The organism is Sphingomonas sp. 4RDLI-65 (assembly GCF_049472435.1).
Lineage (GTDB): Bacteria > Pseudomonadota > Alphaproteobacteria > Sphingomonadales > Sphingomonadaceae > Sphingomonas.
On the sequence record NZ_JBCEBT010000005.1, the window covers coordinates 1 to 23,347 of the forward strand.

Genomic DNA, 23,347 nt, shown 5'->3' on the forward strand with positions numbered 1-23,347 from the left:
TGATTCCCGCCTTCCGACAGACCTCACCGATCGTCATGCCACCCTCGGCTTCTTTCAACACGAACGCGATCTGCGCCTCGCTGAACTTCGATCTCTTCATCGATCACTCCATCACCTGACCCTCAATCCTAAACTGGAATTTTCCAGCTCAAAACGGTCCAGGAAACGGGCAGCAGGTCATGTTGTACGGCCGCTGCCTATGCCAAGGCGTTTGGCCTCAAGAATGATATCAAGGCGCTGACCTCAGCCACCAAAGACATCTATGGTGGCGACGAATATATGACCAAGCTTGCCGAGACGACTGTAAACATTGACGCCGAAGACGAGTGATCGTGGTTGCCCGCTGGCACAACGTTGGCGGGCAATGATCGCGTCTTGCGCCGTCAGCTGACTAAGGTTTTATCTCATCGGCTGGTTCCGCCCGTATCGCGAAATGCGTTGATCCTCCTGTTCGTAAGCTCCTTCGAACTACTATACGCGCCATCCTGTGACGAAGTCTCGTTTCCCTTCGGATAGAACGTAATGAACTCTGCATTGCTTTCGGCTCAGCGTCGAGAGCGAAGCTTGCGATCGTTGTGTTGCTGCTCTGACGGCATGCAGTATCGTGGCGCTCCCGTGAAGTACCTGTCCCATACTGCTTCCTTCCATTCCCACGAAAGGATCGCACCATCAAACCGTGGAATCAAATACCTAGGCATAAGGTTATGGTGAACGGCGTCAGGGTCAAGCGCTACGAAGCGGAGCTTGGCGTGCAAGACAATGGGGGCGAAAGCGGGTAGAACGAACAGCTGCAACTAGAGGTAAATTTTTGATGAAGCTGAGCCAATGACGTCCGATGCGCCAGATACGGCCGGCTCACTTGGTACGAGGCCTTTGGCTGTATGGGGAACGTTCGCTGTGGTCCTTGTATCGCCCCTCGTGGCAATGCGATTCACGGACGAAGTGCGCTGGGACCAAGCCGATTTCGTAGCGGCCGCAGCACTGCTTATCGCCCTTGGTATAGTTATTGAATTAGCCTTTTTATTGGTTCATCAAACGCTACGGCGTGCGTCCGTGATCGGCATATCCTCGATGATCCTCTTGCTCATTTGGGCGGACGCCGCAGTAGGCGTATTCTAAATATAACTCGGTTCGACAATTACAGCGCCGGCCACTCCCCATAACCACAACGTAACGCTTTGGCGTCAATCAGGGGTCTGGGAGAAGCCTGTGAGACTATCGATATCAGCGCGCGTATCCATAGCCTGTACGTCGGTCATCGTCATGGCGCTGGCGCTGCTAGCGATCGGCCTTTCAGTTAGCAATAAGATACATCTGGCGGACCTTCGTATTACGCGGCTTAGTGATGCACTCGGCCGGGAGGATCGGCTGGATCAGGCACAACGTTGGTTGCGTCAGGACATTGGCCGCCTGACCCGCGACGCCGAACGCGGCGTGAAGGTATCTGACGCGAATTGGAGAGACCTGCGCGACCGGGTCGCAGACTTTAAACGGCATTCGTTGCAAACGGCCCAATCACCTGATCGCAGATCGGCATCGGGATCGACTCCTATTCAGGAGGTGCAGCAAGCCGCAGCCGCTTTTGCCAAGGCTTCGGACCAGTTGATTAAAACGGGCCGGTTCAGGCCCTCCGGCATCAAGGGCGCCATGCCACGCTTCTTGGGCGCGCTAACGGCCTTGGAGACGAGCCGCAGTCAGGCGCGGCGGGAACTCACCTCCGCGATATGGGAGCCGGCGGAGCGGAACCGGCGGGAGAGCCGTCGGGACATCGTCTCGGTGCTGCTCGGGGGCCTCGTCATCGTGGCGATCATATTTGGCATGACCATCTGGCTTTGCCGGAGACTGGTATCGCCGATAGCGATCATGGCCGCGCGACTGCGCGAATTTAAAGCGGGTGAAAGCGATGGGCAGGTTCCCGGACTGGAGCGGGCCGACGAGCTCGGCGACCTGGCCCGTGGACTGTACGAATACCGCAGCGCCGTGGACAGTCGCCGGACCGCCGAGCGCCGCGCCGAGTTCCTCGCCAACCACGACATGCTGACTGGCTTGGCGAATCGCCTATTGTTCGAGAACCGTCTAGCCCATGAACTCGCTCGCAGCGCGCGGACAGGTGACGTCGTAGCGGTGTTTGCCGTTGATCTCGACGCGTTCAAGGCGATTAACGATCGACTGGGTCATCCGGGTGGGGATCGCGTCCTCAAACGCACGGCACAGCTTCTGTCTTCGTGTGTCCGTGGCGATGACTTGGTCGCGCGGATCGGTGGTGATGAATTCGCCATTATCCAGGTAGCGCGCTTACAGCCCGCGGCGACGGAAGCACTAATTTCGCGCATCTTCAAGATGGCATCAGCACCTTCGGATGAGGGCGTTGCTATCAAGATGAGCGTCGGAGTGGCCCTTTCGGAAACGGGTCAGACCGGAGACGAACTTCATGAACTCGCGGACCTCGCGCTCTATCGCGCCAAAGCCGACGGCAGGAATACGGCGCGGATCTACGACAAACATTTGAAGGACGAGGAGAGCCAGCGGGTACGGCTCGCCAGAGACCTGGAAAATGCTATCTCGGCAAATGAGCTCCGTCTCGTATTCCAGCCGATTGCCGATACGGTCTCGCTGGAACTCGTCGCGTACGAGGCGCTGCTTCGCTGGCGTCATCCCAGCTTGGGCGAGATACCACCGGACGTCTTCGTACCCATCGCAGAGTCCAGCGGGCTAATCGAGACTATCGGTTCATGGATGATCGATCAAGCGCTTCGTGCCGCGTCGACCTGGGATCCTAAGGTGTCGCTGGCGATCAACCTGTCGCCTATACAGTTCCGCTCCTTGAGCCTTGCGACCGAGATATGCGATCTTTCATTGCATTGGGGCGTCGCTTTTGACCGATTAGAGCTCGAAGTGACGGAAAGTGCGACCCTTTTGGGATTCCAGCGCGACAACGTTCTCGCCACGCTCGAGATGTTACGCGATTACGGTGCGAAGGTCGTAATGGACGACTTCGGAACAGGACACTCTTCGTTGAGCAATCTCAAGGAGTTCACTTTCGACAAGATCAAAATCGATCGGAGCTTCATTGCCACGATGGACAGCCACGCTTCGTCATCTTCGATCGTCAAAGCGACGATCGGTCTCGGCAAAAGTCTGGGATTAATCATCGTCGCCGAAGGCGTTGAAACCGACGAACAACTTTTGATTTTGCGTCACTGGGGATGCGACCAGGTTCAGGGGTTTCTGATCGGAAAGCCAGAAGAATGTTTCGCTGTTGCTGACACTGGAATATACTCAACAGCGGACAAATAACGAGGAAGCTAGTCGTTTGGACGAAGGGCGCCGCGCTGTACGACCTCGACGATCAGATCGCCTGATTCAAGCCGCTGCGTTTCCGTTTCCCAGAATTCAAAGCTCCGACCGCACCGGTAGATACGGTAGCCGAGACCGGTACGGATTTCCAACAATTGGATGCCTACCGCTTCCAAGGTTACCGCTCGTTCGTGGAAGATGACCTGTCCGTCGGTCGCGGTGAGGTTCGTCAGATACGACGCGATATGCGCGCCGTGGGGTCGACCCAGCCAACCGGACCCCGGCAATACCAGCCGGGTTTATCACGGTATTGGCTTCGGCCTGCCGTGCAATCGCTTCGTTATCATGCGATTTTATGACGATGCTTATGGGCACCCGTGGTGCCAGTCCCCGTGCGATTAAGACGATCAGGATTTAGGTTGTTTCCCCGTCTCATCTGGACGGGTGGCTGATTTAAGCTGCTGAAGTCAGCCTACGAGTAAGATGAACAAACGGCCGAAGTTAGGAAGCGGGTAGGGGGCGAATGACTGCAAATGGTTCCGCTCAGACCTCGGTGCGTTCGGCCAATTCCAAAGCGTCCTCCACGTCAACGCCCAAATAGCGCACCGTGCTGTCGATCTTAGCATGGCCGAGAAGGATCTGAACGGCGCGGAGGTTGCCAGTTGCCTTGTAGATGATCGATGCTTTCGTGCGCCGTAGCGAGTGCGTTCCATAATCCTGCGCCGGAAGGCCGATCCCGACCACCCACTCGCGCACAAGGCGGGCATATTGCCGCGTGCTCATGTGGTCCATGTAGTCGTTGCGGCTCGGGAAAACGAAGTCGTTCAGTGTCCCCCCACGTCGCTCCAACCATGCTCGCATCGTCTTTCGCGCCGTGTCCATTATCTCGAACTGAACCGGTCGTTTAGTTTTCTGCTGAACAACGACGGCGCGGTCACGGACGCGCCCGCCGGAAACTACATCGCCGATTCGCACCCTGACCACGTCACAGCCGCGCAGCTTGCTGTCGATGGCGAAGTCGAACAGCGCTCGGTCGCGCAGTCGCCTATGCTGGTCGAGCCAGAAGCGAATGGCCCAGACCTGTTGCTGTTTCAGCGCCCGCTTCGCACCGATCAGCCGGCCTTCGTTCCAAGGTCGAAGTTCGTGAAAGGCGGGGTCCATTGACGAGTGACCCATCGATCACCTCCATCGGCCCAGATCAATCAGTCGAGTGTACGCAGGCGCAGTAAACCGGCGGTTTGGAAATGTGGTTGATCAGCCGTCGATGATGCTGAACGAACTGTCGGTTTCGGGCAGCGCCTCGCAGTCTCTGTGCGGCCGGAAGTGGGTCATCTACCCTGCCTGGCTGGACCCGTACACGTCTTTTATGGCCGTGGGCGGTATTGCACAGAATATAATCTAGCGCAGCTATCGATGGGCTGGCGGACCAAGGTTACAGTGAATTGTACACATAACCGTAACAATATCTGCTGAAGCTTGGATATTTAAACCGGTAGCAGCAACAGACAGCGAGGTAATGAGTGATTATATCATGCAACTCCGGTCAGCGGCGGATAAGCCATACTTTTCTGGAACATCGCCCAGATCAACACGGCCTATCCGCATGCCAACGTAGTTTACGTCGCCTGGTTGGACGACACAGGCTTGGCCGTGACGTCGAAACGATCCGCGTTCATGACCTTGACCCACGCCTTGACGAAGTCGCGAACGAACTTCTGCTCGTGACCGTTCTCGGCATAGACTTCGGCCGTCGCGCGCAGCTGCGAGTTCGAACCGAAAACGAGGTCGGTACGGGTCGCCTGCCACTTCTTCTCGCGGCCGCCGCGATCGTAGCCGATGAACTTCTCGTCGCTCGACGTATCGACCAGATCCCAGAACGTGTCGTTATCCAGCAGGTTGACGAAGAAGTCGTTGGTCAGCTGGCCCGGACGCGTGGTGAGGACGCCCTCGGGCGCATCGCCGAAGTTCGCGCCGAGTACGCGAAGGCCACCGACCAGCACGGTCATCTCCGGCGCGGACAGGCCGAGCAACGAAGCCTTGTCGAGCAGCAGCTCCTCGGTCTTCACCGGGTGACGCGTCTTCAGGTAGTTGCGGAAGCCATCGGCCTGCGGCTCCATCCACACGAAGCTCTCCACATCGGTCCACTCCTGCGTGGCATCGCCGCGTCCACCGAGGAACGGCACCGATACGTCGTGACCGGCATCGCGCGCCGCCTTCTCGACCGCTGCCGAACCGGCCAGCACGATCGCGTCGGCCAGCGACATGTCGCCGCGCAGCTGGTTGAGCTTGGCCAGGACCTTGCTCAGCTGCTCGGGTTCGTTGACCGGCCAGTCCTTCTGCGGTGCGAGCGCGATGCGCGCGCCGTTCGCACCACCGCGGTGGTCCGACCGGCGATAGCTCGATGCCGATGCCCAGGCGGTCTTGACCAGCTGGCCGATCGTCAGCCCGCTCGACAGCACGGCGTCCTTGAACGCAGCGGCGTCGGCGTCCGACGGCGCCGTGCCCTCGGGAACCGGATCCTGCCAGATCAGCGTCTCTTCCGGAACCTCAGGCCCGAGGTAGCGAACGCGCGGACCCATGTCGCGGTGCGTCAGCTTGAACCAGGCACGCGCGAACGCGTCGTCGAGCGCCGACTGATCGTCGCGGAAGCGCAGCGCGATCTCGCGGAACTCGGGGTCCATCTTCAGCGCCATGTCGGCGGTGGTCATCATCGTCGGCACGCGCTTGTTGGGATCGCGTGCGTCGGGTGCCATGTCTTCCGGTGCCGGATTGACCGGCTGCCACTGCTTCGCGCCGGCCGGGCTCTCGGTCAGTTCATAGTCGTACTTGAACAGCAGGCGCAGGTAATCGCCGGTCCACTTGGTCGGGTTGTTCGACCATGCGCCCTCGATACCCGAGGTCGTGATGTGGCCCTGGCCAATCTCCTCGCTATCGGTCAGCCAGCCGAGACCCTGCATGTGCACCGATTCCGAAGACGGCGCCTTGAAGTGCGGGGCTGGCTTGGCGCCGTGCGCCTTGCCGAACGCGTGGCCGCCCGCGGTCAGCGCGACGGTTTCCTCGGAGTTCATCGCCATCCGCTGGAACGTCGCCTTCATGTCGCGCGCCGACAGGAGCGGGTTCGGATCACCGCCCGGACCTTCCGGATTGACGTAGATGAGCCCCATCTGGATCGCGGCGAGCGGGCCTTCGAGCTCGGGCATGTCCTCGCTGATACGCGTCTGCGCACCCTCGTTGACCCACAGCTCCTCGGCGCCCCAGAACGTATCGCCCTCGGAGGCGAAGACGTCCTTGCGGCCGCCTGCGAACCCGAAGATCGGTCCGCCCATGCTCTCGATCGCGACGTTGCCGGCGAGGATGAACAGATCGGCCCAGCTGATGTTCTTGCCGTACTTCTGCTTCAGCGGCCACAACAGGCGACGTGCCTTGTCGAGGTTGCCGTTGTCCGGCCACGAGTTGAGCGGCTCGAAACGCTGTTGGCCCGACGACGATCCGCCGCGACCATCGGTCACGCGGTAGGTGCCAGCGGCGTGCCATGCCATGCGGATCATGAACGGGCCGTAGTGACCGTAATCGGCAGGCCACCAGGACTTGCTGTCGGTCATCAGCGCGGTCAGGTCCGCCTTCAGCGCGGCATAGTCGAGCTGCTGGAACGACTCGGCATAGTCGAATTCTTCGCCCATCGGGTCGGGGGAGACGCCGTGCTGATGCAGCATGTCGATCGGCAGCGCATCCGGCCACCAATCCTTGTTCGTGCGACCGAGCAGCGAGCGGGCCTTGACCTCGCCGCCACCGTTGGGGCCCATGGGGCAACCACTGCTCTTGGGCTGTTCGTAATCGGCCATCTCGGCGTCCTCTCTCGATAGGTGCAATCGTATTACGATCAGGATGCAGGAATTTAAGGACATTTGTCCAATCGATTATTCGGGAGAGATCGATCATATTACTCGATCAACGACGGTATTCTAGCAATCTGTTTGACGGCGCGTGCAGCCGCCATGCTGTCGGCGGTGATACCAATGAGGCGATGGATGTCTCGCTGCATGCCCCTAGACACCTTTGATCACATGCCGACTCGGAACCTTCTCAAAAGCCACCTTGGCATGCCAACACGGTGTGGCGGATTTGCTGCTGCGACGCCCACGCAGTTGTCTAACGGTTGGTATCGAAGGGCAGGCTATTCTGGATCGTTTGCGCCAGGGCGCGCATGTCGTCCCCCCGGCCGCTGCCGACGCGCCAAGCCAGTACGACCTTCCGGTCCGCCCTTAGTGGCAGTGGCGTCGTGTCAATTCGTCGACCGTCTATAAGTCCGGCATCTATGGCCATTTGGGGCAGGAAGGTCGTCCCCAGACCTGCTTCTACAAGCTCCACTAGCGTATGAAGCGATGTCGCTACCATCGCCGAGGGACGGGCCTTTGGCAGGCCGCATCCAATCAAGCCGTGATCGTTCAGGCAATGCCCGTCTTCGAGCAGCAGGAGGGTTTGTGGGTCGAGCAATGGTGAGACCCCCTGCCGCGGAGTCGCAAGCAACAATGGGTCTTGCATGATCTCGACATAGTCCACTTTGCCACAATCATACGGTAGCGCGAGAATAACCGCGTCCAGAACACCGCGATACAGTTCGGCACAGGCACGCTCGCTCGTCATCTCCCGGACGTGTAAATTTAGCTGCGGGAACTCTGCTCGCAAGGCGCCGAGCGCGCGCGGCAGGAGAAATGGCGCGACCGTTGGAATGATGCCGAGGCGAAGGGTGCCAGTAAGCGGCTTTGCCGCTGCGATGGCGAAATCGGTCAACGCTGATGTAGCGTCAAGTACGCTCCGCGCTCTCAGGACGAAAGCCTCACCGATATCGGTGAACCGCAGCGAGCGTTGCGTTCTCTCAACGAGCTGCATTCCGATTAGCCGTTCGAGTTCGGCGATGCCCGACGACAAGGTCGATTGCCCGACGCCCAAGGCCGCCGCGGCTCGACCGAAATGGCCGGTCTCACGAAGTTCAACCAGGTAGCGCAGTTGGCGCAGCGACGGGGTTACGACATTAGGCACGAGGAAAGTCTTAGTCCAATTTGTGCAGGAATGCTTGGCGTTTTCCCCGAACATCACGACAGCCCACAGCCGACACAGGTTCGGGAATGGCGCCGCAGCTTCATCCTGAACCAACGGCTGCAATTGGAATGCGGTGGAATTAGCCTGAATGACTTAACGTGGGTCTGGCCCGAAGCTGCAGGACAGGGTGCCTTCGCCCACTTGCAGACATTCAAGGCGCATGTGAAAGTAGCGTCGATGGAGGGTGTTTGTGACTGTATCGGCCAGTTCTCGAACAGCCAATCTCGGACGCTGGCGTCCGGCCCTTTGGGCTATCCTTGGGGTCTTGCTCATCCTTCCGGCCATCGCGATGTTGTTCACCGACGAGGTGCGTTGGACAGGTGCCGATTTCATTGCGGCTGCCGCCATTTTCGCCATTTTCGGCTGTGTGATTGAGTTGATTTTTCGGTTCGTTGACGAGTCGGTCTTACGGATGGCACTCGTTTGCGGAGTGATAATAGCAGCCTTGGCGATCTGGGCCGATGGTGCAGTCGGCATCCTCTAGCCTGTGTGTCGAGACGGCGACTTTCCTCTCCCATCAAGACGGCCGCGAGCGGATAGCGGATCTTGAAAATCGGCTATTCGCAAAGATGAACCAGCGTCCGAAGTCGGGAAGAGACGGAAGAGGCGTGAGCGTCTGTTTGTGGCTCTTGCGTCGTGACTATACTCTATTCAAAGCTTTCTCTTGTTCATAAAGAGCTCACTGATGCGCGCCGAAGCGGCGGCAGTGTTCGAGATAGCCAACTTCATGTGCCCCCGCCATCGCGACGATGGCTTGCCATAGCCACGATGGTGCATCGAGTTTCTTATCGCGGGCGGTCAGGGTATCGCGCCATGCCAATCTCGCGGCGTCGCTGAGTTGTCGGGCGTGCGCCTGGCCCACGACAAACGACAGATAGGACGCGGCGGCGACCGCTTCCTTGCGAGTGAATTGTTCGACCTCGATCTTGAGGTCCTGCGGCGCCAGTTCGCGCAGGAAGACGGGTTTGCCCATGAGGTGCGCCGCGACCATTCGCTGGCCCAGGTTCGGCGACAGCGCGTTGGCCCCCGCAAGCACCCGCTCGGCCGCGTCGCGCGGCATCGTCGACTCGCCTGTTATCGGTACGACGGAGTCCACGGCCTCCTTGATATCGACCAGCGCCAGCCGTTCATCCTTTGCCTTGCCGTGCGAGATGCCGATCAGCACTGCGAAACGCAGGTGCCCGAGCGAGCTGCACCCCTTGCGCCAATAGGCGGCGTCGACCACCCGAAGTCTGCCGTCGCCGGCGACACCGGCCAGCTCCATGCATCGCGCGCGAACCGAATCCTCGCCGAACAGCGCGACGATCGCATTCTTCTCAGCCCGCGAAAGCTTCCAGAAGCGCTTGTTGTGCGGAATGTTAGGCTCGACGTCCTCGAGACGATCCTTCGCCAGATGGCGCCATCGTCTGCCGATCGCCTCGCGCCTTACCGATCGGACGACGTCGGGTTCGCGCGGATCGTCCTCGACGGTCGGGGTCAGCGCCCGGCAATACCCGTCGACCATCGCCTCGATCATGCGTGCGGTCGTGACACCCGGCAGATCCGAACTCCGTGCCGCGGTTTCGAGTGACAGGCCGAGGCGGATGAGGTCGTAGGCGGGATTGGCGATGACGGTCTGGTCCAGATCGCGTATCTGGATGTCGACGCGATGATCGGCATCGGCCACCGGCCCGAGATTGCCGAGATGACAGTCGCCGCAAATCCAGACTGCCGGACCTTCCGGAATGGTGGCGGCGACGGGCGATTCTTCAAGCCATTGATAGAACTGCGCCGTGTTTCCGCGGACATAGGCGTGGACCGATCGCGCCATCTTGAGCGCGCGGGTTCGTTCGAGCACGGCCGAGCGTTCGTCGGGAGCCACAGCCATGAGTTCGCTTTCGAGAGAGCAACGAGGATCGGTGAGTGCCTTGCCATCGGTCATTTCCTGACGACAAAGACCGGGGTCAGGTTATCGCCGACCTGGCCACACGACGGTTATCCGCCGCCGTGGCTGGTCGTCGGCGATAGCAATTCATCGCCCGGTGTCGCAACACCCATCTGTACCTTACAGATTGGCGCTCTTCACCTCGGCGATTTCGGTGTTCGAAAGGCCCGTGGTTTCCGCGCGCAGAAACCGTAAAAGGTCGCTGATTTCCCTCGGGCCAAACTTGAGGTCGATATCGTCCATCTGGATGAAGACCGATTTCTGCCGATCCGCCGAAAAGGCGGCGACGATATCGACGCACTCTTCCAGCGTTCCCTGTCCGACCGCTTCCGACGTAGCGCCGTCGGACGGTTCCGCAGCATAGATCGTGGCCGGTTCGCTCAAAGGGTAGGTCGTCATCGTCGTCGCTTCCATCGTCTAGGTGGATTGGGGCTTTGCCCGCCGGGTTAGTGGCGGCGGGCGCTCACCTCATTCGTCTTCGGCGTCGATATTGACGGTCGTCTCGGCGAGCTTCGTCATATATTCGTCACCACCGTAGATGTCCTTGGTGGCCGCGCTGAGCTTCTTGTGGTCGTCCTTGAGCCCCAGCGCCTTGGCGTACGCCGTCGCCGTGCCGAACCCGGCGATCCCGTAATGCGTCATCCGCTGATACTGCGCGATGATCATCACGTCGAGCAGCGGACCCTTTTCCGGACCTTCCTCGAGAACATGCTTGGTCGCTTCGGCGACGAGGCCTTCCATGCCCTTGCAATGCTCCTTCGAGACCTTCTCGTCGTTCGATGCGATCAGGTCCTTGAGCAGGTCGGTATGCGTCTCGATATCCGCCTGCGACTTGGTCAGCATGTCCTTCAGCGATGCGTCGCTCGCCTTCGACGTGATCTTCTTCAGGACCTTCTTCATCTGGTCGTTCGCAGACCACAGATCCTTCAGCTCATCGGTGTAGATTTCCTGGAGATCTTCGGGTGCAGACATGGCGTTGTCCTCGTGATTCCACCGGGCGGGATGCGCGGCGGCTGGTTTTGAATTCGAAAAATGCCGAGCGAAGTGCGACGGCCTCAGCCAGCGCCGGGCTGCTTCTGCTCGTCCTCGTAGTTGGCATCGGTACCGATCTTGCCGTTGGCCTCGGCTTCGGCGATGCCCGACGTCTCGACGACCTCGATCGTGAGACCTTTGGCAACGATCGCATGCGGTTCGCGGTCGGCATCCGGGTCGGCGGCGATCGTCGTGCGGTCACCGCCGCCCGAGCCTGCAACGCCGTTGGCCGCGCTGCCGCCGTTTTCGCCGGCCTGACCGCCACCGTGATAGGCGATGTCGGTCTGGCCACCATGTGCCATGAAACCGGTGTTCGTCTCGGTCTTGCCGGCATGCGGATTGGGGTAGGAACCGCCGCCGCTCTCGCCGCCCTCGCTGCGGCCGTGAACGTCATCGTTGCCGCGCGGCGAGTCCGAGATGCCGTCCGCTGCGCCCTTGCTCCCCGGGTTGCCGGGAACGGGGGTATGAACCTTGTCACTCATCGGTACGTCCTTCTGAATGTAGCGGATCAAAACGAACCGAGCGGTCCGCTCGACGGGAGCGGACCGGCTCGGAACGGAGTTACGGCCGGAGCACGACCTTGATGACGCCGTCCTGCTTGTCGCGGAACTTCTGGTACATCTCGGGCGCATCCTCGAGGCTGGCCGGGTGCGTCACGACGAAGCTCGGGTCGATGTCGCCCGCCTCGATCCGGGCGAGCAGCGGCTTGGTATAGGCCTGGACGTGCGTCTGGCCGGTCTTGATCGTCAGCCCCTTGTTCATCATCGCGCCGATCGGGATCTTGTCGCCCATCCCGACATAGACGCCGGGGATCGACACCGTGCCGCCCATCCGGCAGCTCATGATCGCCTCGCGCAACACGTGCACGCGGTCGGTGGCGAGGAACGTCGCCGCCTTCACCTTGTCGATCACTGCATCGATCGCGCCATGACCCGAAGCCTCGGCACCGACCGCGTCGATGCAGCTGTCGGGCCCCCGGCCCTTGGTGCGGAACTGGAGTTCGTCATAGACGCTGTCGACCTCGGCGAAGTTGATCGTCTCGGCACCGCCTGCCTCGGCCATCGCCAGCCGCTCGGACACCTCGTCGATCGCGATCACGCGGCCGGCACCGAGCATCAGCGCCGAGCGGATCGCGAACTGGCCGACCGGGCCGCAGCCCCAGATCGCCACGGTATCGCCCGGCTCGATCTGCGCATTCTCTGCGGCCATGTAGCCGGTCGGGAAGATGTCGGACAGGAACAGCGCCTGCTCGTCGGTGACGCTGTCCGGCACCTTGATCGGGCCGATATCCGCCATCGGCACGCGCAGATACTCGGCCTGGCCGCCGCAATAGCCGCCCAGCATATGGCTGAACCCGAACAGGCCGGCTGGCGAATGGCCCATCGCCTTGATCGCCATCTCGGAGTTCGGATTGGTCCGCTCGCACGCCGAGAACAGCCCCTTGCGGCAGAAGAAGCAATCGCCGCAACTGATCGTGAACGGCACGACGACGCGGTCGCCGATTTTGAGATTGGTGACTTCGGAGCCGAGCGCGACGACGACGCCCATGTTCTCGTGGCCAAGAATGTCGCCCGCCTGCATCGTCGGCTGGTATCCGTCGAGCAGATGAAGGTCGGACCCGCAGATCGCACAGGCCGTAACCTTGATGATCGCATCGCGCGGATGCTTGATCTCGGGATCTGCTACAGTATCGACCCGAACATCGCCTTTTCCATGCCAAACAAGTGCGCGCATCAGATAGTCTCCGTCATTGAATTGCAGTATAGTGCCCGCGCGCGACATAGCATCTCGTCAGACATGAATCGGCAATGGCGCAAATGCCGCCCGATCATTCTCGACACTATGCACTGTCGCCGCGAAGTTACGGCCACCACGTATATCCGTCGCTGCCATCAACGTCAGCGTATCATGGTGAGTATAGCGATCAGGCACCCGTCATCGTTCCTGCTCGATAACCGTTACCGCCAATTATATTTCGTATTGATTGGGATCAGTATTGCTATGCGTAAATTGAATTATGTTGGATAAGTAAAAATTCAAACATCGTAATGACTTGGCGAGATCTATCGTTCGGCAATGCCGTTGCAGTGGCGATATCGATGCTCTGGATAGTGCTCCCGCGCCGAAGATCGAACCGAAGTTCGTTGTAGCGGGAGCCAATCCGAAACCTGGACCGTTAGGACGCTATCGCACTTCGCCGACGCCGTTACCGCCACGCCTTCACTGGCGTCACAGCGTTCCGACCAGCGGACACACAATTTCAAATCCGGGATAGCCTCATGCAGATCAAAGCCATTCTCTTCGATATCGACGGTACGCTGGTCGACACCAACGACATGCACGTCCTCGCCTGGGAGGAGGCGTTCGCGACCGTTGACGCGTCGTTCGACCGGCAGGTGATCCACGACCAGATCGGCAAGGGGACCGACATGCTTGTGCCGACGCTGCTGCCGGACGCTGACGAGGATCAGCAGGAAAAGCTCGGCGACACGCACGGCGCGATCTTCAAGGCGAAATACCTGAAGACCGCCAAGCCGTTCGCGCAGGCGCACGACCTGCTGGCGCACGCGCATGGCCTAGGGCAGCAGGTCGTATTGGCCTCTTCCGCCTCCGAGGCAGAACTCGACCATTACATAGGCCTACTCGACGCACGGGACCTGATCGCCGCGACGACGAGCAGCGACGACGTCGAGAAGACAAAGCCCGCACCCGACATCTTCGCGACCGCGCTGAAGAAGCTGCCGGGAATCGACCCCGCCGAGGTGATCGTCGTCGGTGACACGCCCTATGATATCGAGGCGGCGGCCAAATGCGGGATCGCCGCCGTCGCGGTCCGATCGGGCAAGTTCAAGGACGAGCAACTCCAGTCGGCAGGCGCGATCGCGATCTACGACGACGTTGCGTCCTTGCTCGCGGGCTACGCAACTTCGCCGCTGGGAGGCTGATCGACATGGCCATCACCCTGAAACCCCTCCGCGATCAGGTCATCGTCGTCACCGGCGCAACCAGCGGCAATGGTCTCGCGATCGTCGAAGAGGCCGTGAAACGCGGTGTCGCCGTGGATGCTACCGCGCGTAACGAAGAGGCGCTTGAGGCACTCCGCGGTCGCCTGTCGGCCGACGGCGGACGCATCGCGATCTGCGCCGCCGACGTTAGCGACATGGCCGCGGTCGAGCGGGTCGCCGCCGTCGCGATCGAGGCGTTCGGCGGGTTCGACAGCTGGGTCAACAACGCCGGGGCAGGGACTTACGGCACGCTCGAACAGGTGCCGGTCGCGGATCACCGCCGCGTATTTGACGTCAACTATTTCGGCGTGCTGCACGGATCGCTGGTCGCCGCGCGGCATCTGCGCGGCCGCGGCGGCGCCATTATCAACGTCGGCTCGATCCTGAGTGACCGCGCGATCGTCGAGCAGGGCCCGTATTGCGCGACCAAGCATGCGGTACAGGCGCTGACCGATACGCTGCGTATGGAACTGGAGCAGGAGGGCGCCGGCATCTCGGTGACGCTGATCAAGCCCGGCGCGATCGACACGCCGTTCCCCGAGCATGCGCGCAACTTCATGGACCAGCCGCCCCGCCTGCCGCCACCGCTCTACGCACCCTCGGTCGTCGCCGACGCGGTGCTGTTCGCGTGCGAGACGCCGCGACGCACGCTGTATGCGGGCGGCGGAGGGCTGCTGTTGTCCCTCCTTTCGCGTGCCGCACCGCGGGTGAGCGACAAGATCATGGAGCTGGTCGGCATCGTCGTGCAACAGAAGCCGGATGATCCGGGGGATCCGGCGCGGCGCGACAACCTGTATGAGCCGCGCGTTGATGCGTTGCGCGGAAGCCAGGACGTCCACGCGCGCAAATCGAGTACCGCGTTGCAAGCGCAGAAAGTCCACCCGGCCGTTCTGATGCTAGGTGTCGTCGGAGCCGGGATAGCGGTTGCAATCAGTCGGCCTAAGAATATTACCCCGTGACACCGGACGCCGAACGGGCAGGGGCCTCTCACGACTTCGACGTCGTGATCGTCCTCAGTGGCGGCAACGCGCTCGGCGCGTTCAAAGCCGGCGTCTACGAAGCCCTGCACGAGCACAGCCTCGAACCCGACTGGATCATCGGCGCATCGATCGGACCGATCAACGGAGCGATGATCGCCGGTTCCGCTCCCCATCGCGGGCTCGAAACCGCCACAAGGGGCTTCGAAGCGGTATGAACAAATGGCTGATTTTCGAAAGCGGCTACCTCGGTTTGAACGTCTGGAAGTGGGTCACTTGGCGCAATTCCTTAGCGTCTTCGGTCCATCTGTAGGAGACGGACATAGTCCTGTTCTGGTTGGCCATATGTATCACCCGCCAGGGCCATAAGCTTTGTCCGATCATGGACCAGAACCTTGGCCCGGACGGCTCGGATGGCATGCTCCTCCTCCAGCCGGTGGAGTGCGTCCGTAACGCTGCTACGGCGAACGCCGAGCATCAGCCGGAACTCCTCATGCGTCATGCAGATCTCGTCGGCCTGGACACGGTCGTGGTAGAGTAGAATCCACCGGGCCATGCGGCGTTCGATCGAATGCGCCAGCGACGACACGACCGTCCGGCCCATCTGCAGCATGAACACGTGCGCGAACCGCAGCAGTGTCAGGTGCAGGGCAGGGCTTTGGTCCACCGCTGCCAGCAACGCCTTGGCGGGCATGCGCAGCGCCTGGCCGCGCTCGGCGCGCATCGTCACGTCGTACGGCGAGCGATCGTCGCCCATCACCAACGGCCAGCCTATGAACCCCTCTGCGCCGACCAGACCGACCGCGTAGCGACGGTCGTCGTCGAGCGAATCCAGCACTCCGGCAATACCCTGTTCCAGAAAGCAGATGCTTTCGATCGGATCGCCGGCTCGGGTGATGAAATCGCCGACTGCGAACGACGCCGGCTCGAGATGCGGGGCGAGCAAGCCGAAATCCTCCGGGGAGAGGCTGGCGAGCAGCCGATTGCCGACCATTCTTTCGACAGGGGCGTCATCGCGATCGACCGCCGCGCGGGGCGTTGCGCCGGTGATGGAAACGATCGTCGACACCCAATTCTCCTTCTAACATCAGGACTTTGCACGGTTCCGTACAGCAACGTTGGCCATCCTGCTTTGTTCATGAGCGATCAAACAGGAGGACTATATGATTTCCATCTCGAAGCGCCCGGTCGCGCGCAGCCTTTTCGCGGCGGCGCTGCTGACGGCATCGGCCGGCGTACTCGCGCAATCGGCACGCTCGCCAAGCGCACCGCCACCCGCCGCCCCGCCGGCAAGCGCGACCCAGCCCCCCAAGGCGGCGCCCGACATGCAGAAGGTACTCGACGCGCTCGCGGGTCTCGGCGGCAAGCCGATCGAGGCGCTGACCCCGGCGCAGGCGCGGATGCAGCCTTCGGCCGCCGACGGCGCGAAGGCGGCGATGGCCCAGCAGGGTATGTCGACCGCGCCCGACGCTTCGGTAACGACGCAGGACGTGCCGTACGGCTCGGACGCGCAGCAGTTTGCGCGGATCTACAAGCCAGCGGCGGCGCCTGCGAATGGCAAGCCGATGCCGGTCGTCGTCTATTATCACGGTGGCGGTTGGGTGATCGCCGACGTGAACACGTATGATTCGGCACCACGCGCGATGGCCAAGGCGCTCAACGCGATCGTCGTGTCGGTCGAGTATCGCCATGCGCCCGAGTTCAAGTTCCCGGCGCAGCATGACGACGCGGCATCGGCGTATCGCTGGACGTTGCAGAATGCGGCTAGCTGGGGCGGCGATCCTGCGAAGATCGCAGTGGCGGGTGAGAGCGCGGGCGGCAACCTCGCAGTTGCGACCGCGATCTACGCCCGCGACAATCGCCTGACCGTGCCGCGCTACATCGTCTCGGTCTATCCGATCGCCAACAGCAGCATGACGCTGCCGTCCCGCAAGGACTCGGCCAACGCCAAGCCGCTGAATGCAGCGATGCTGAAGTGGTTCGGCTATTATTACCAGACCAGCGCCGCCGATGCGCAGGATCCGCGGCTGAACCTGGTTGCCGCCAACCTGCGCGGCCTGCCGCAGACGACGATCATCAACGCGCAGATCGATCCGCTGCGCTCGGACGGCGAGACGCTGGCAGCCGCGATGCGCACCGCGGGCGTGAAGGTCGAGCAGAAGACGTATCCAGGCGTGACGCACGAGTTCTTCGGCATGGCGAAGGTTGTGCGCGGTGCCAAGGACGCCAACGAACTGGCGGTCGCGCGCCTGAAGGCAGCGTTCGCTGGGGCGCCCCGCCGCTGATCGGCCCGGCGGGGCGGCGGATCCGCCGCCCCGTCGAGCAATGCGTGACCGGCATCTGGCCGGCGCGGTCTGACAACGGAGAGCCAGCGATGCGTAGCCCACCTTATCCGCCAGCGGACATGCCTGCGGATCTTCGTCCGCTCCACGACGAGATGGACGCTTACATCACCGAGCATCTCAAGGGCTTCGTCTCGCATCGGGCGGACGGTGCGCTGGTCGGGCCGTTTGCGCCGATGTTGCGCTTTCCCGCGTTCGGCCGCGCCGCCTGAACGTATACCAAGGCATTGATCGACAACGCGACGCTTCCGAAAGCGGCGCACGAGGTCGCGATCCTTGCGACCGGCGCTGTCTTCAACTCGCGCTACGAACTTTACGCGCACGAGCGGGTCGGCGAGGCGGTCGGTCTGTCGGCCGAGAAGGTCGCGACGATCGCAGCCGGCCAGCGTCCCGCCGACCTGACCGAAGAGGAGCAGGCCGCCTACGACGTCGCGGTCACGCTAGCGGGCGGGCGGCAGCTGCCAGCCTCGACATACGACCGTGCCGTGCGCGCGTTCGGCGAGGATCGACCGCGGAGCTCGTCTATCTGGTCGGCGGCTATTGCCTCGTGTCGCTGCTGCTCAATGCCTACGACATGTCGGTCCCCGGCCGCGAGGAGGGCTTGCCCGACGATCCAAAGGAAGAGGGAGAGCGCGCATGAACGGCAAGCGGATGGCCGGCGCGATCGCCGGTGGGTTGGTGGCAGGCCTCGGCATCACCGCGATGATGATGGCGGGCGAGAATAAGAGCGGCACGCCGTCCGAACTCACCGATCTCGAACGGGCCGGTGCGCGGCAACTCGGCGTCCGCTCCGTACCGCCGAGCGATCGATTGCCCGATGCGGCCGAACAGGCTGTCGTGCAGGGTAGCCATCTACTGCTCTCCGCGGCGGCCGGCGCGGTCTATGCGGCGACCGTCGACGAGGATGCGGGCGTGGTGTCGTCGGGTATCGTGTTCGGCCTGGCGTTCTACGCGGCGATGCACTGGATCACCGGGCCATTGCTGGGGCTCAAGAAGCCCGAATGGCAGGCCGATGCGGCGACGATCGGTACGCACACGATGGTCCATCTCGTCTTCGGCGTCGCGACCGCGGCCGGCGCGAAGGCAGCGGCGACCGCCTGACCGTTCCGGAATACCGACGCCCCCAAAGCGCGAACCGCGCGTTACTGCGCTGAACCACAAGGATTTCCCATGTTGAAGAACCCGATCCGCTACAGCCCCGACGTCGAGACGATCGGTCCCGACGAGCAGGAGGCGATCGACGGTCTCAACAAGACGTTCAGCTACATTGTCGAAAAGACGCACGAGGACCTCGGCCACGCGCAGCGCGGCGTCCATGCCAAGAGCCATGCGTTGCTCGAAGGCGAAATGGTCGTGCACGACGACCTCGCCGACGAACAAGCGCAAGGCATTTTCGAGCGCGGGCGTCGCTACCCGGTCATCATCCGGATGTCGGCGATCCCCGGCGATCCAATCCGCGACAGCGTGTCGCTGCCGCGTGGTTTCTCAATCAAGGTGATCGGCGTCGATGGCGAACGGCTGCCAGGCGCCGAGGACCAGGTGACGCAGGACTTCCTGATGGCATCTGGGGTCGCCTTTTCGAACCCGACCCCGGTCGGGTTTCTGCGCAACACCAAGCTGCTCGCTGCGACGACCAATCGCGCGGAATGGGCCAAGGCGGCGCTGTCGAAGGTGTTGCGCCCGATCGAGCAGGCGTTGGAAGCGGTCGGCGGCGAGAGTGCGTTGCTGAAGGGCTTTGGCGGTTATCCGGACACCAATCCGATCGGCGATCGCTATGGCACGCAGGCGCCGCTCCGGTTTGGCGACTATATCGCCAAGTTCGACATCGTGCCGGAATCGCCCAATTTCCGCGCGCTGACCGACCAGAAGCTCGACGAGAGCAAGAGCCCCGATTCGATCCGCGAAGAACTGATGGCGATCTTCGCGAACGAAGGTGGTGCCTGGACGCTGCGCGCGCAACTCTGCCGTGACCTTGAGGAGAACCCGATCGAGGACGCTGCGACGCCGTGGCCGGAGCAGAGCAACCCCTACATCCCGGTCGCGACCGTCACTGTTAAGCCGCAGAAGAGCTGGTCCGAGGAGCGCGTCACCGTACTCAACGAACAGACCGCATTCCGCCCGTGGCACGGCGTCGAGGCACATCGGCCGCTCGGGTCGGTCATGCGCGCGCGCCGCGCCGTGTATCCGGTCATCCAGGGTCTGCGGAGCGAGCTGAACGGCTGCCCGATGCACGAGCCGCGGTCGCTGCCTGCGCTCGACTGACCGGGTCTGCACGGAACCGTACCGAAACGTCGCAGGGCATTCGGGTGTTAACATCCTGATACAACAGGAGCTTCCCATGCCCTATCTACTCTATCGCGACGACATCGAGACGCCTGAGCCTGGCGAGCAGGAGAGTATCGACGGCATCATCAAGGGGATGACGCAGGAGAGCCAGGCGGTCGAGAAGCGCGACGGCCATGCGGTGCGCGCCAGCCACGCCAAGAGCACGGCCTGCGTCATCGGCAAGATGGTCGTCGCCGCCGATTTGCCGCCCGAACTGGCGCAAGGGCTGTTCGCGAAGCCGGGGACGTTCGACGTCGCGGTCCGCTTTGCACAGGGGCCGGGTGAGAAGCTCGGAGACCGCGTCTCGACGCATCGCGGCATGGCGATCAAGGTCTTTGGTGTCGAAGGCGCCAAGCTGCCCGGTCACGACGCGCCGACCCAGGACTTCGTCTTGGCGAGCGGCACGACGTTCCCGGCCGGCACCGCCGCCGGGTTTCTAGCGCAGGCGAAGAAGATCGGCATGACCGTGCCGATGCCCGAAGGCGTCAAAAGCGCAGCCGCATCGATTGCGCGCAACATCAACAAGGTCCTGAACGCGGTCGGTGCCGAACCGAGCCCGACGCTGGACTTTTACGGCCATCCGTTCAGCCACCCGCTCGTCGAAACCTATTTCAGCCAGTGTCCGATCCGCTACGGCGACCATGCCGTGAAACTCGGCGTGTTTCCGGTCGCGCCTGAGCAGCGTGCGCTCGACGATTGGCGGCTCGATCCGCATCAGGATGAGGATGGCTTCCGTCACGCCGCAATCGCGTATTTCGACGACAATGACGCGGTGTTCGAACTGCGCGCGCAACTCTGGGCCGATGCCGAGACGCAGCCGATCGAAGATACGTCGGTCGACTGGCCGACGCGGGTCAGCGAATACCGCACGATCGCGACGATCCGTCTGCCGCGGCAGGCCGCCTATGGCTCGGATCGCGTCCGCTATTTCGACGAGGTCATGACGTTCCGGCCGGCGCACGCGCTGGAGGCGCATCGACCGCTGGGCGGCGTGATGCGCGCACGCATGCAGGTGTACCGCGCGCTCAGCGATTTCCGCCACCGCGAGACCGGCATTGCTGCCGCCAACACCGCGGCCATCACCGATATTCCGGCCTGACGCCGCTCACGCTTATTCAAATTTCGAAAGGATACCCATGAAGCTCCAAGGCAAGAAAATCGCGATCCTGATCGCACCCCGCGGCACCGAGGAACCCGAGTTCGCGCAGCCCAAGGCGGCGGTCGAGCAGGCGGGCGGCGCAGTGACCGTCATCAGCCTCAAAACGGGCGACGCGGAGACGTTCAACAACGACCTCGATCCCGGCAAGACGTTCGCCGTCGACAAGGCGATCGGCGACGTGTCGGCATCCGACTTCGATGGCTTGGTGATCCCGGGCGGGTGCGTCGGCGCGGACACGCTGCGGTCGTCGGACAAGGTCGTGGCGTTCGTGCGCGATTTCTTCGCCGCCGGTAAGCCGGTCGCCGCGATCTGCCACGCGCCGTGGACGCTGATCGAGGCCGATCAGGTACGCGGCCGCAGGCTCACCTCGTTCCCGACGCTCGCCACCGACATCCGCAATGCGGGCGGTATTTGGGTCGATCAGGAGGTCGTCGTCGACCAGGGCCTCGTCACCAGTCGTGATCCCAACGATCTACCCGCATTCTGCGCAAAGCTCGTCGAGGAATTCTGCGAGGGCAAACACGAGGCGCAGGCGGAGAACGCATGATGGCGTGCTTTGCCGACAAGGTCGTCGTGATCACCGGTGCCGCCTCGGGCATCGGCGAGGGGGCCGCGCGCCGCTTCGCCGAGGAAGGCGCGACGCTGGTGCTAGGCGACATCGACACAGGCGCGCTCGGCAAGTTGGCAGCCGAACTGGGCGGCACCGTCGAGACGCGGGAAACCAACGTCACCGACCGTGCCGCGTGCGAGGCGCTGGTCGAGGCGGCAATCGATCGCTTCGGTCGGATTGACGTGCTCGTCAATGACGCCGGCGTCGACCATCTGGGCAAGCTGGACGAGGGCGACTTTTCCGAATTCACTAAGGTGATCGAAACCGACCTGTACGGCGTCGTCCATATGAGCCGCGCGGCGATCGCACATCTGCGCGCATCGAAGGGCTGCATCATCAACGTGTCGTCGGTGTCGGGGCTCGGCGGCGACTGGAACCACAGCTTCTACTGCGCGGCCAAGGGTGCGGTCAGCAATTTCACGCGCGCGCTGGCGATGGACGAGGCGAGGAACGGCGTGCGCGTCAACGCGGTCAACCCGTCGCTGACCTATACCGCGCTGACCGCGGGGATGAAGGAACAGCCCGACCTGATCGCCAAGTTCGAGGAGCGAATCCCTCTCGGACGGGGCGCCGCACCCGCCGACATCGCGGGTGCGATCGCGTTTCTGGCAAGCGACGACGCGCGCTTCGTGACGGGCGTCAACCTGCCGGTCGACGGCGGACTGACCGCGTCCAACGGCCAACCCCCGCTGTCCTGATATAACGAGGGCGCGGGAACGCGCTCTCGGTCCTTTTTGGAGTCCATTCGGCAATGACGAATCCCGTTACCGTTCGCGCGCAGATCGGCGCGGTCGATGTCTGACGCGCCCAAGGTCGCTATCGTCACCGGTGCCTCGCAAGGCTTGGGTGAGGGGATTGCAGACGCGTATCGCGCGCGCGGCTGGCGTGTCGTTGCCGTGTCGCGATCGATCGCAGCCTCGCAGGCCGGCGATTGGATCACCGTTGCGGGTGACGTCGCCGATCCTGAAACCGCGAGGCGCGCGGTGATGGCCGCGCGCGACCGGTTCGGGCGTGTCGACACGCTCGTCAACAACGCCGGCGTTTTCATCGGCGAGCGTTTCACCGACTATACGGCGGAGCAGTACCGGCAGATCACGCAGACAAATCTCGATGGCTTCTTCCACATGACGCAGGCGGCGCTGCCGCTTATGGTCGAGCAGGGCAGTGGTCATATCCTGCAGGTTGTCACCACGTTGGCGGATCACGCCAATGTCGAATTCCCGTCGGTGCTGGCGTCGTTGACGAAGGGCGGTCTTGCCGCGGCGACGCGCAGCCTGGCGATCGAATATGCCGCCCGCGGCGTCCGCGCCAACGCGGTGTCACCCGGCATCACCGAAACGCCGATGCATCCCCCCGAGACGCGCGCCGGCCTCGGACGGTTTCACCCGCTCGGCCGGATGGGCACGGTCGCGGACGTGGTCGGCGCGGTGCTGTACCTCGAGGACGCCGCGTTCGTGACCGGCGAGATACTCCACGTGACGGTGGGCAGGTCGCCGGTCACTGACGGATCACACAGGTACGCGTCGTTATATCTCTGAGGGAGTCAGCGGGCGCCGAGCCCCCTGACCCCCTTGGC

At 62.5% G+C, this 23,347-nt stretch carries 23 protein-coding genes and 1 pseudogene; 13 read left to right on the plus strand and 11 right to left on the minus strand.

Annotated features, from left to right (window positions below):
* Both VH567_RS12410 and VH567_RS12415 read right to left on the minus strand, forming a co-directional pair.
* A partial coding sequence (locus VH567_RS12410) for a transposase (RefSeq protein WP_423326787.1) occupies positions 1-100 on the minus strand: 100 nt, incomplete at its 3' end.
* A 437-nt stretch (positions 101-537) separates the two neighbouring features.
* A pseudogene (locus VH567_RS12415) lies at positions 538-633 on the minus strand (IS481 family transposase); the annotation flags it as partial.
* A 630-nt stretch (positions 634-1,263) separates the two neighbouring features.
* On the opposite strand from VH567_RS12415, the gene VH567_RS12420 reads away from it, so the two are divergent.
* The gene (locus tag VH567_RS12420) at positions 1,264-3,297 is read left to right on the plus strand and encodes a putative bifunctional diguanylate cyclase/phosphodiesterase (protein WP_423326549.1); all 2,034 of its coding nucleotides are present in this window, start codon (positions 1,264-1,266) and stop codon (positions 3,295-3,297) included.
* 543 nt (positions 3,298-3,840) lie between these two features.
* Here the strand turns inward: VH567_RS12420 and VH567_RS12425 are convergent.
* The 3 genes from VH567_RS12425 to VH567_RS12435 form a co-directional block, all read right to left on the minus strand.
* Complete coding sequence (locus tag VH567_RS12425; protein WP_423326551.1) at positions 3,841-4,458, minus strand: tyrosine-type recombinase/integrase; 618 nt, start codon at positions 4,456-4,458, stop codon at positions 3,841-3,843.
* Between the two features lie 455 nt (positions 4,459-4,913).
* Positions 4,914-7,139 (minus strand): catalase/peroxidase HPI, encoded by a 2,226-nt coding sequence (katG, locus tag VH567_RS12430; RefSeq protein ID WP_423326555.1) that lies wholly within the window; start codon positions 7,137-7,139, stop codon positions 4,914-4,916.
* A gap of 307 nt (positions 7,140-7,446) precedes the next feature.
* On the minus strand, positions 7,447-8,460 hold the full coding sequence (locus tag VH567_RS12435; protein ID WP_423326558.1) for a LysR substrate-binding domain-containing protein: 1,014 nt from the start codon (positions 8,458-8,460) through the stop codon (positions 7,447-7,449).
* A gap of 202 nt (positions 8,461-8,662) precedes the next feature.
* Here VH567_RS12435 and VH567_RS12440 point away from each other — a divergent pair, with 202 nt between their 5' ends.
* Positions 8,663-8,881, plus strand: coding sequence for a hypothetical protein (locus tag VH567_RS12440; protein ID WP_423326560.1), 219 nt, complete (start codon positions 8,663-8,665; stop codon positions 8,879-8,881).
* A 195-nt stretch (positions 8,882-9,076) separates the two neighbouring features.
* On the opposite strand, the gene VH567_RS12445 is transcribed toward VH567_RS12440, so the two are convergent.
* The 5 genes from VH567_RS12445 to VH567_RS12465 form a co-directional block, all read right to left on the minus strand.
* Positions 9,077-10,264, minus strand: coding sequence for a DUF2252 family protein (locus VH567_RS12445; protein ID WP_423326562.1), 1,188 nt, complete (start codon positions 10,262-10,264; stop codon positions 9,077-9,079).
* 177 nt (positions 10,265-10,441) lie between these two features.
* The gene (locus VH567_RS12450; protein ID WP_423326564.1) at positions 10,442-10,720 is read right to left on the minus strand and encodes a hypothetical protein; all 279 of its coding nucleotides are present in this window, start codon (positions 10,718-10,720) and stop codon (positions 10,442-10,444) included.
* 69 nt (positions 10,721-10,789) lie between these two features.
* Entirely contained in the window at positions 10,790-11,293 is a 504-nt protein-coding gene (locus VH567_RS12455) for a ferritin-like domain-containing protein (protein ID WP_060525249.1), read from the minus strand.
* An 83-nt stretch (positions 11,294-11,376) separates the two neighbouring features.
* Complete coding sequence (locus VH567_RS12460) at positions 11,377-11,835, minus strand: hypothetical protein (RefSeq protein ID WP_423326566.1); 459 nt, start codon at positions 11,833-11,835, stop codon at positions 11,377-11,379.
* A 79-nt stretch (positions 11,836-11,914) separates the two neighbouring features.
* Complete coding sequence (locus VH567_RS12465) at positions 11,915-13,087, minus strand: zinc-dependent alcohol dehydrogenase (RefSeq protein ID WP_423326568.1); 1,173 nt, start codon at positions 13,085-13,087, stop codon at positions 11,915-11,917.
* A 545-nt stretch (positions 13,088-13,632) separates the two neighbouring features.
* Between VH567_RS12465 and VH567_RS12470 the strand changes: the two genes are divergently transcribed.
* From VH567_RS12470 to VH567_RS12480, 3 genes are read left to right on the plus strand one after another with little or no spacing between them, the layout of a single operon-like run.
* Positions 13,633-14,298 carry an HAD family hydrolase gene (locus VH567_RS12470; RefSeq protein WP_423326570.1) on the plus strand — a complete coding sequence of 222 codons (666 nt, stop codon included), beginning with the start codon at positions 13,633-13,635 and terminating at the stop codon, positions 14,296-14,298.
* A 5-nt stretch (positions 14,299-14,303) separates the two neighbouring features.
* Entirely contained in the window at positions 14,304-15,317 is a 1,014-nt protein-coding gene (locus VH567_RS12475) for an SDR family oxidoreductase (protein WP_423326572.1), read from the plus strand.
* Positions 15,314-15,553: a patatin-like phospholipase family protein gene (locus tag VH567_RS12480; protein ID WP_423326574.1), complete on the plus strand. Its 240-nt coding sequence runs from the start codon at positions 15,314-15,316 to the stop codon at positions 15,551-15,553. Before VH567_RS12475 ends, VH567_RS12480 begins: the two co-directional genes overlap by 4 nt.
* Positions 15,554-15,624: 71 nt before the next feature.
* Here VH567_RS12480 and VH567_RS12485 read toward each other — a convergent pair whose 3' ends face one another.
* Positions 15,625-16,404: a Crp/Fnr family transcriptional regulator gene (locus tag VH567_RS12485; protein WP_423326576.1), complete on the minus strand. Its 780-nt coding sequence runs from the start codon at positions 16,402-16,404 to the stop codon at positions 15,625-15,627.
* A gap of 94 nt (positions 16,405-16,498) precedes the next feature.
* Between VH567_RS12485 and VH567_RS12490 the strand changes: the two genes are divergently transcribed.
* From VH567_RS12490 to VH567_RS12525, 8 genes are all read left to right on the plus strand, one after another.
* On the plus strand, positions 16,499-17,620 hold the full coding sequence (locus tag VH567_RS12490) for an alpha/beta hydrolase (RefSeq protein ID WP_423326579.1): 1,122 nt from the start codon (positions 16,499-16,501) through the stop codon (positions 17,618-17,620).
* Positions 17,621-17,709: 89 nt separating this feature from the next.
* Positions 17,710-17,889 (plus strand): hypothetical protein, encoded by a 180-nt coding sequence (locus VH567_RS12495; RefSeq protein WP_423326581.1) that lies wholly within the window; start codon positions 17,710-17,712, stop codon positions 17,887-17,889.
* 424 nt (positions 17,890-18,313) lie between these two features.
* Positions 18,314-18,778, plus strand: coding sequence for a hypothetical protein (locus VH567_RS12500; protein WP_423326584.1), 465 nt, complete (start codon positions 18,314-18,316; stop codon positions 18,776-18,778).
* Between the two features lie 69 nt (positions 18,779-18,847).
* A complete protein-coding gene (locus tag VH567_RS12505; RefSeq protein WP_423326586.1) occupies positions 18,848-19,939 on the plus strand; it encodes a catalase family protein in 1,092 nt (363 codons plus the stop codon).
* 76 nt (positions 19,940-20,015) lie between these two features.
* On the plus strand, positions 20,016-21,101 hold the full coding sequence (locus VH567_RS12510; protein WP_423326588.1) for a catalase family protein: 1,086 nt from the start codon (positions 20,016-20,018) through the stop codon (positions 21,099-21,101).
* Positions 21,102-21,138: 37 nt separating this feature from the next.
* Positions 21,139-21,708, plus strand: coding sequence for a type 1 glutamine amidotransferase domain-containing protein (locus tag VH567_RS12515; protein WP_423326590.1), 570 nt, complete (start codon positions 21,139-21,141; stop codon positions 21,706-21,708).
* Positions 21,708-22,469, plus strand: a complete 762-nt coding sequence (locus tag VH567_RS12520; protein WP_423326788.1) for an SDR family NAD(P)-dependent oxidoreductase — start codon at positions 21,708-21,710, stop codon at positions 22,467-22,469. The genes VH567_RS12515 and VH567_RS12520 overlap by 1 nt, the downstream gene beginning before the upstream one ends.
* A 96-nt stretch (positions 22,470-22,565) precedes the next feature.
* Positions 22,566-23,309, plus strand: coding sequence for an SDR family NAD(P)-dependent oxidoreductase (locus VH567_RS12525; RefSeq protein WP_423326592.1), 744 nt, complete (start codon positions 22,566-22,568; stop codon positions 23,307-23,309).
* Positions 23,310-23,347 lie beyond the last annotated feature (38 nt).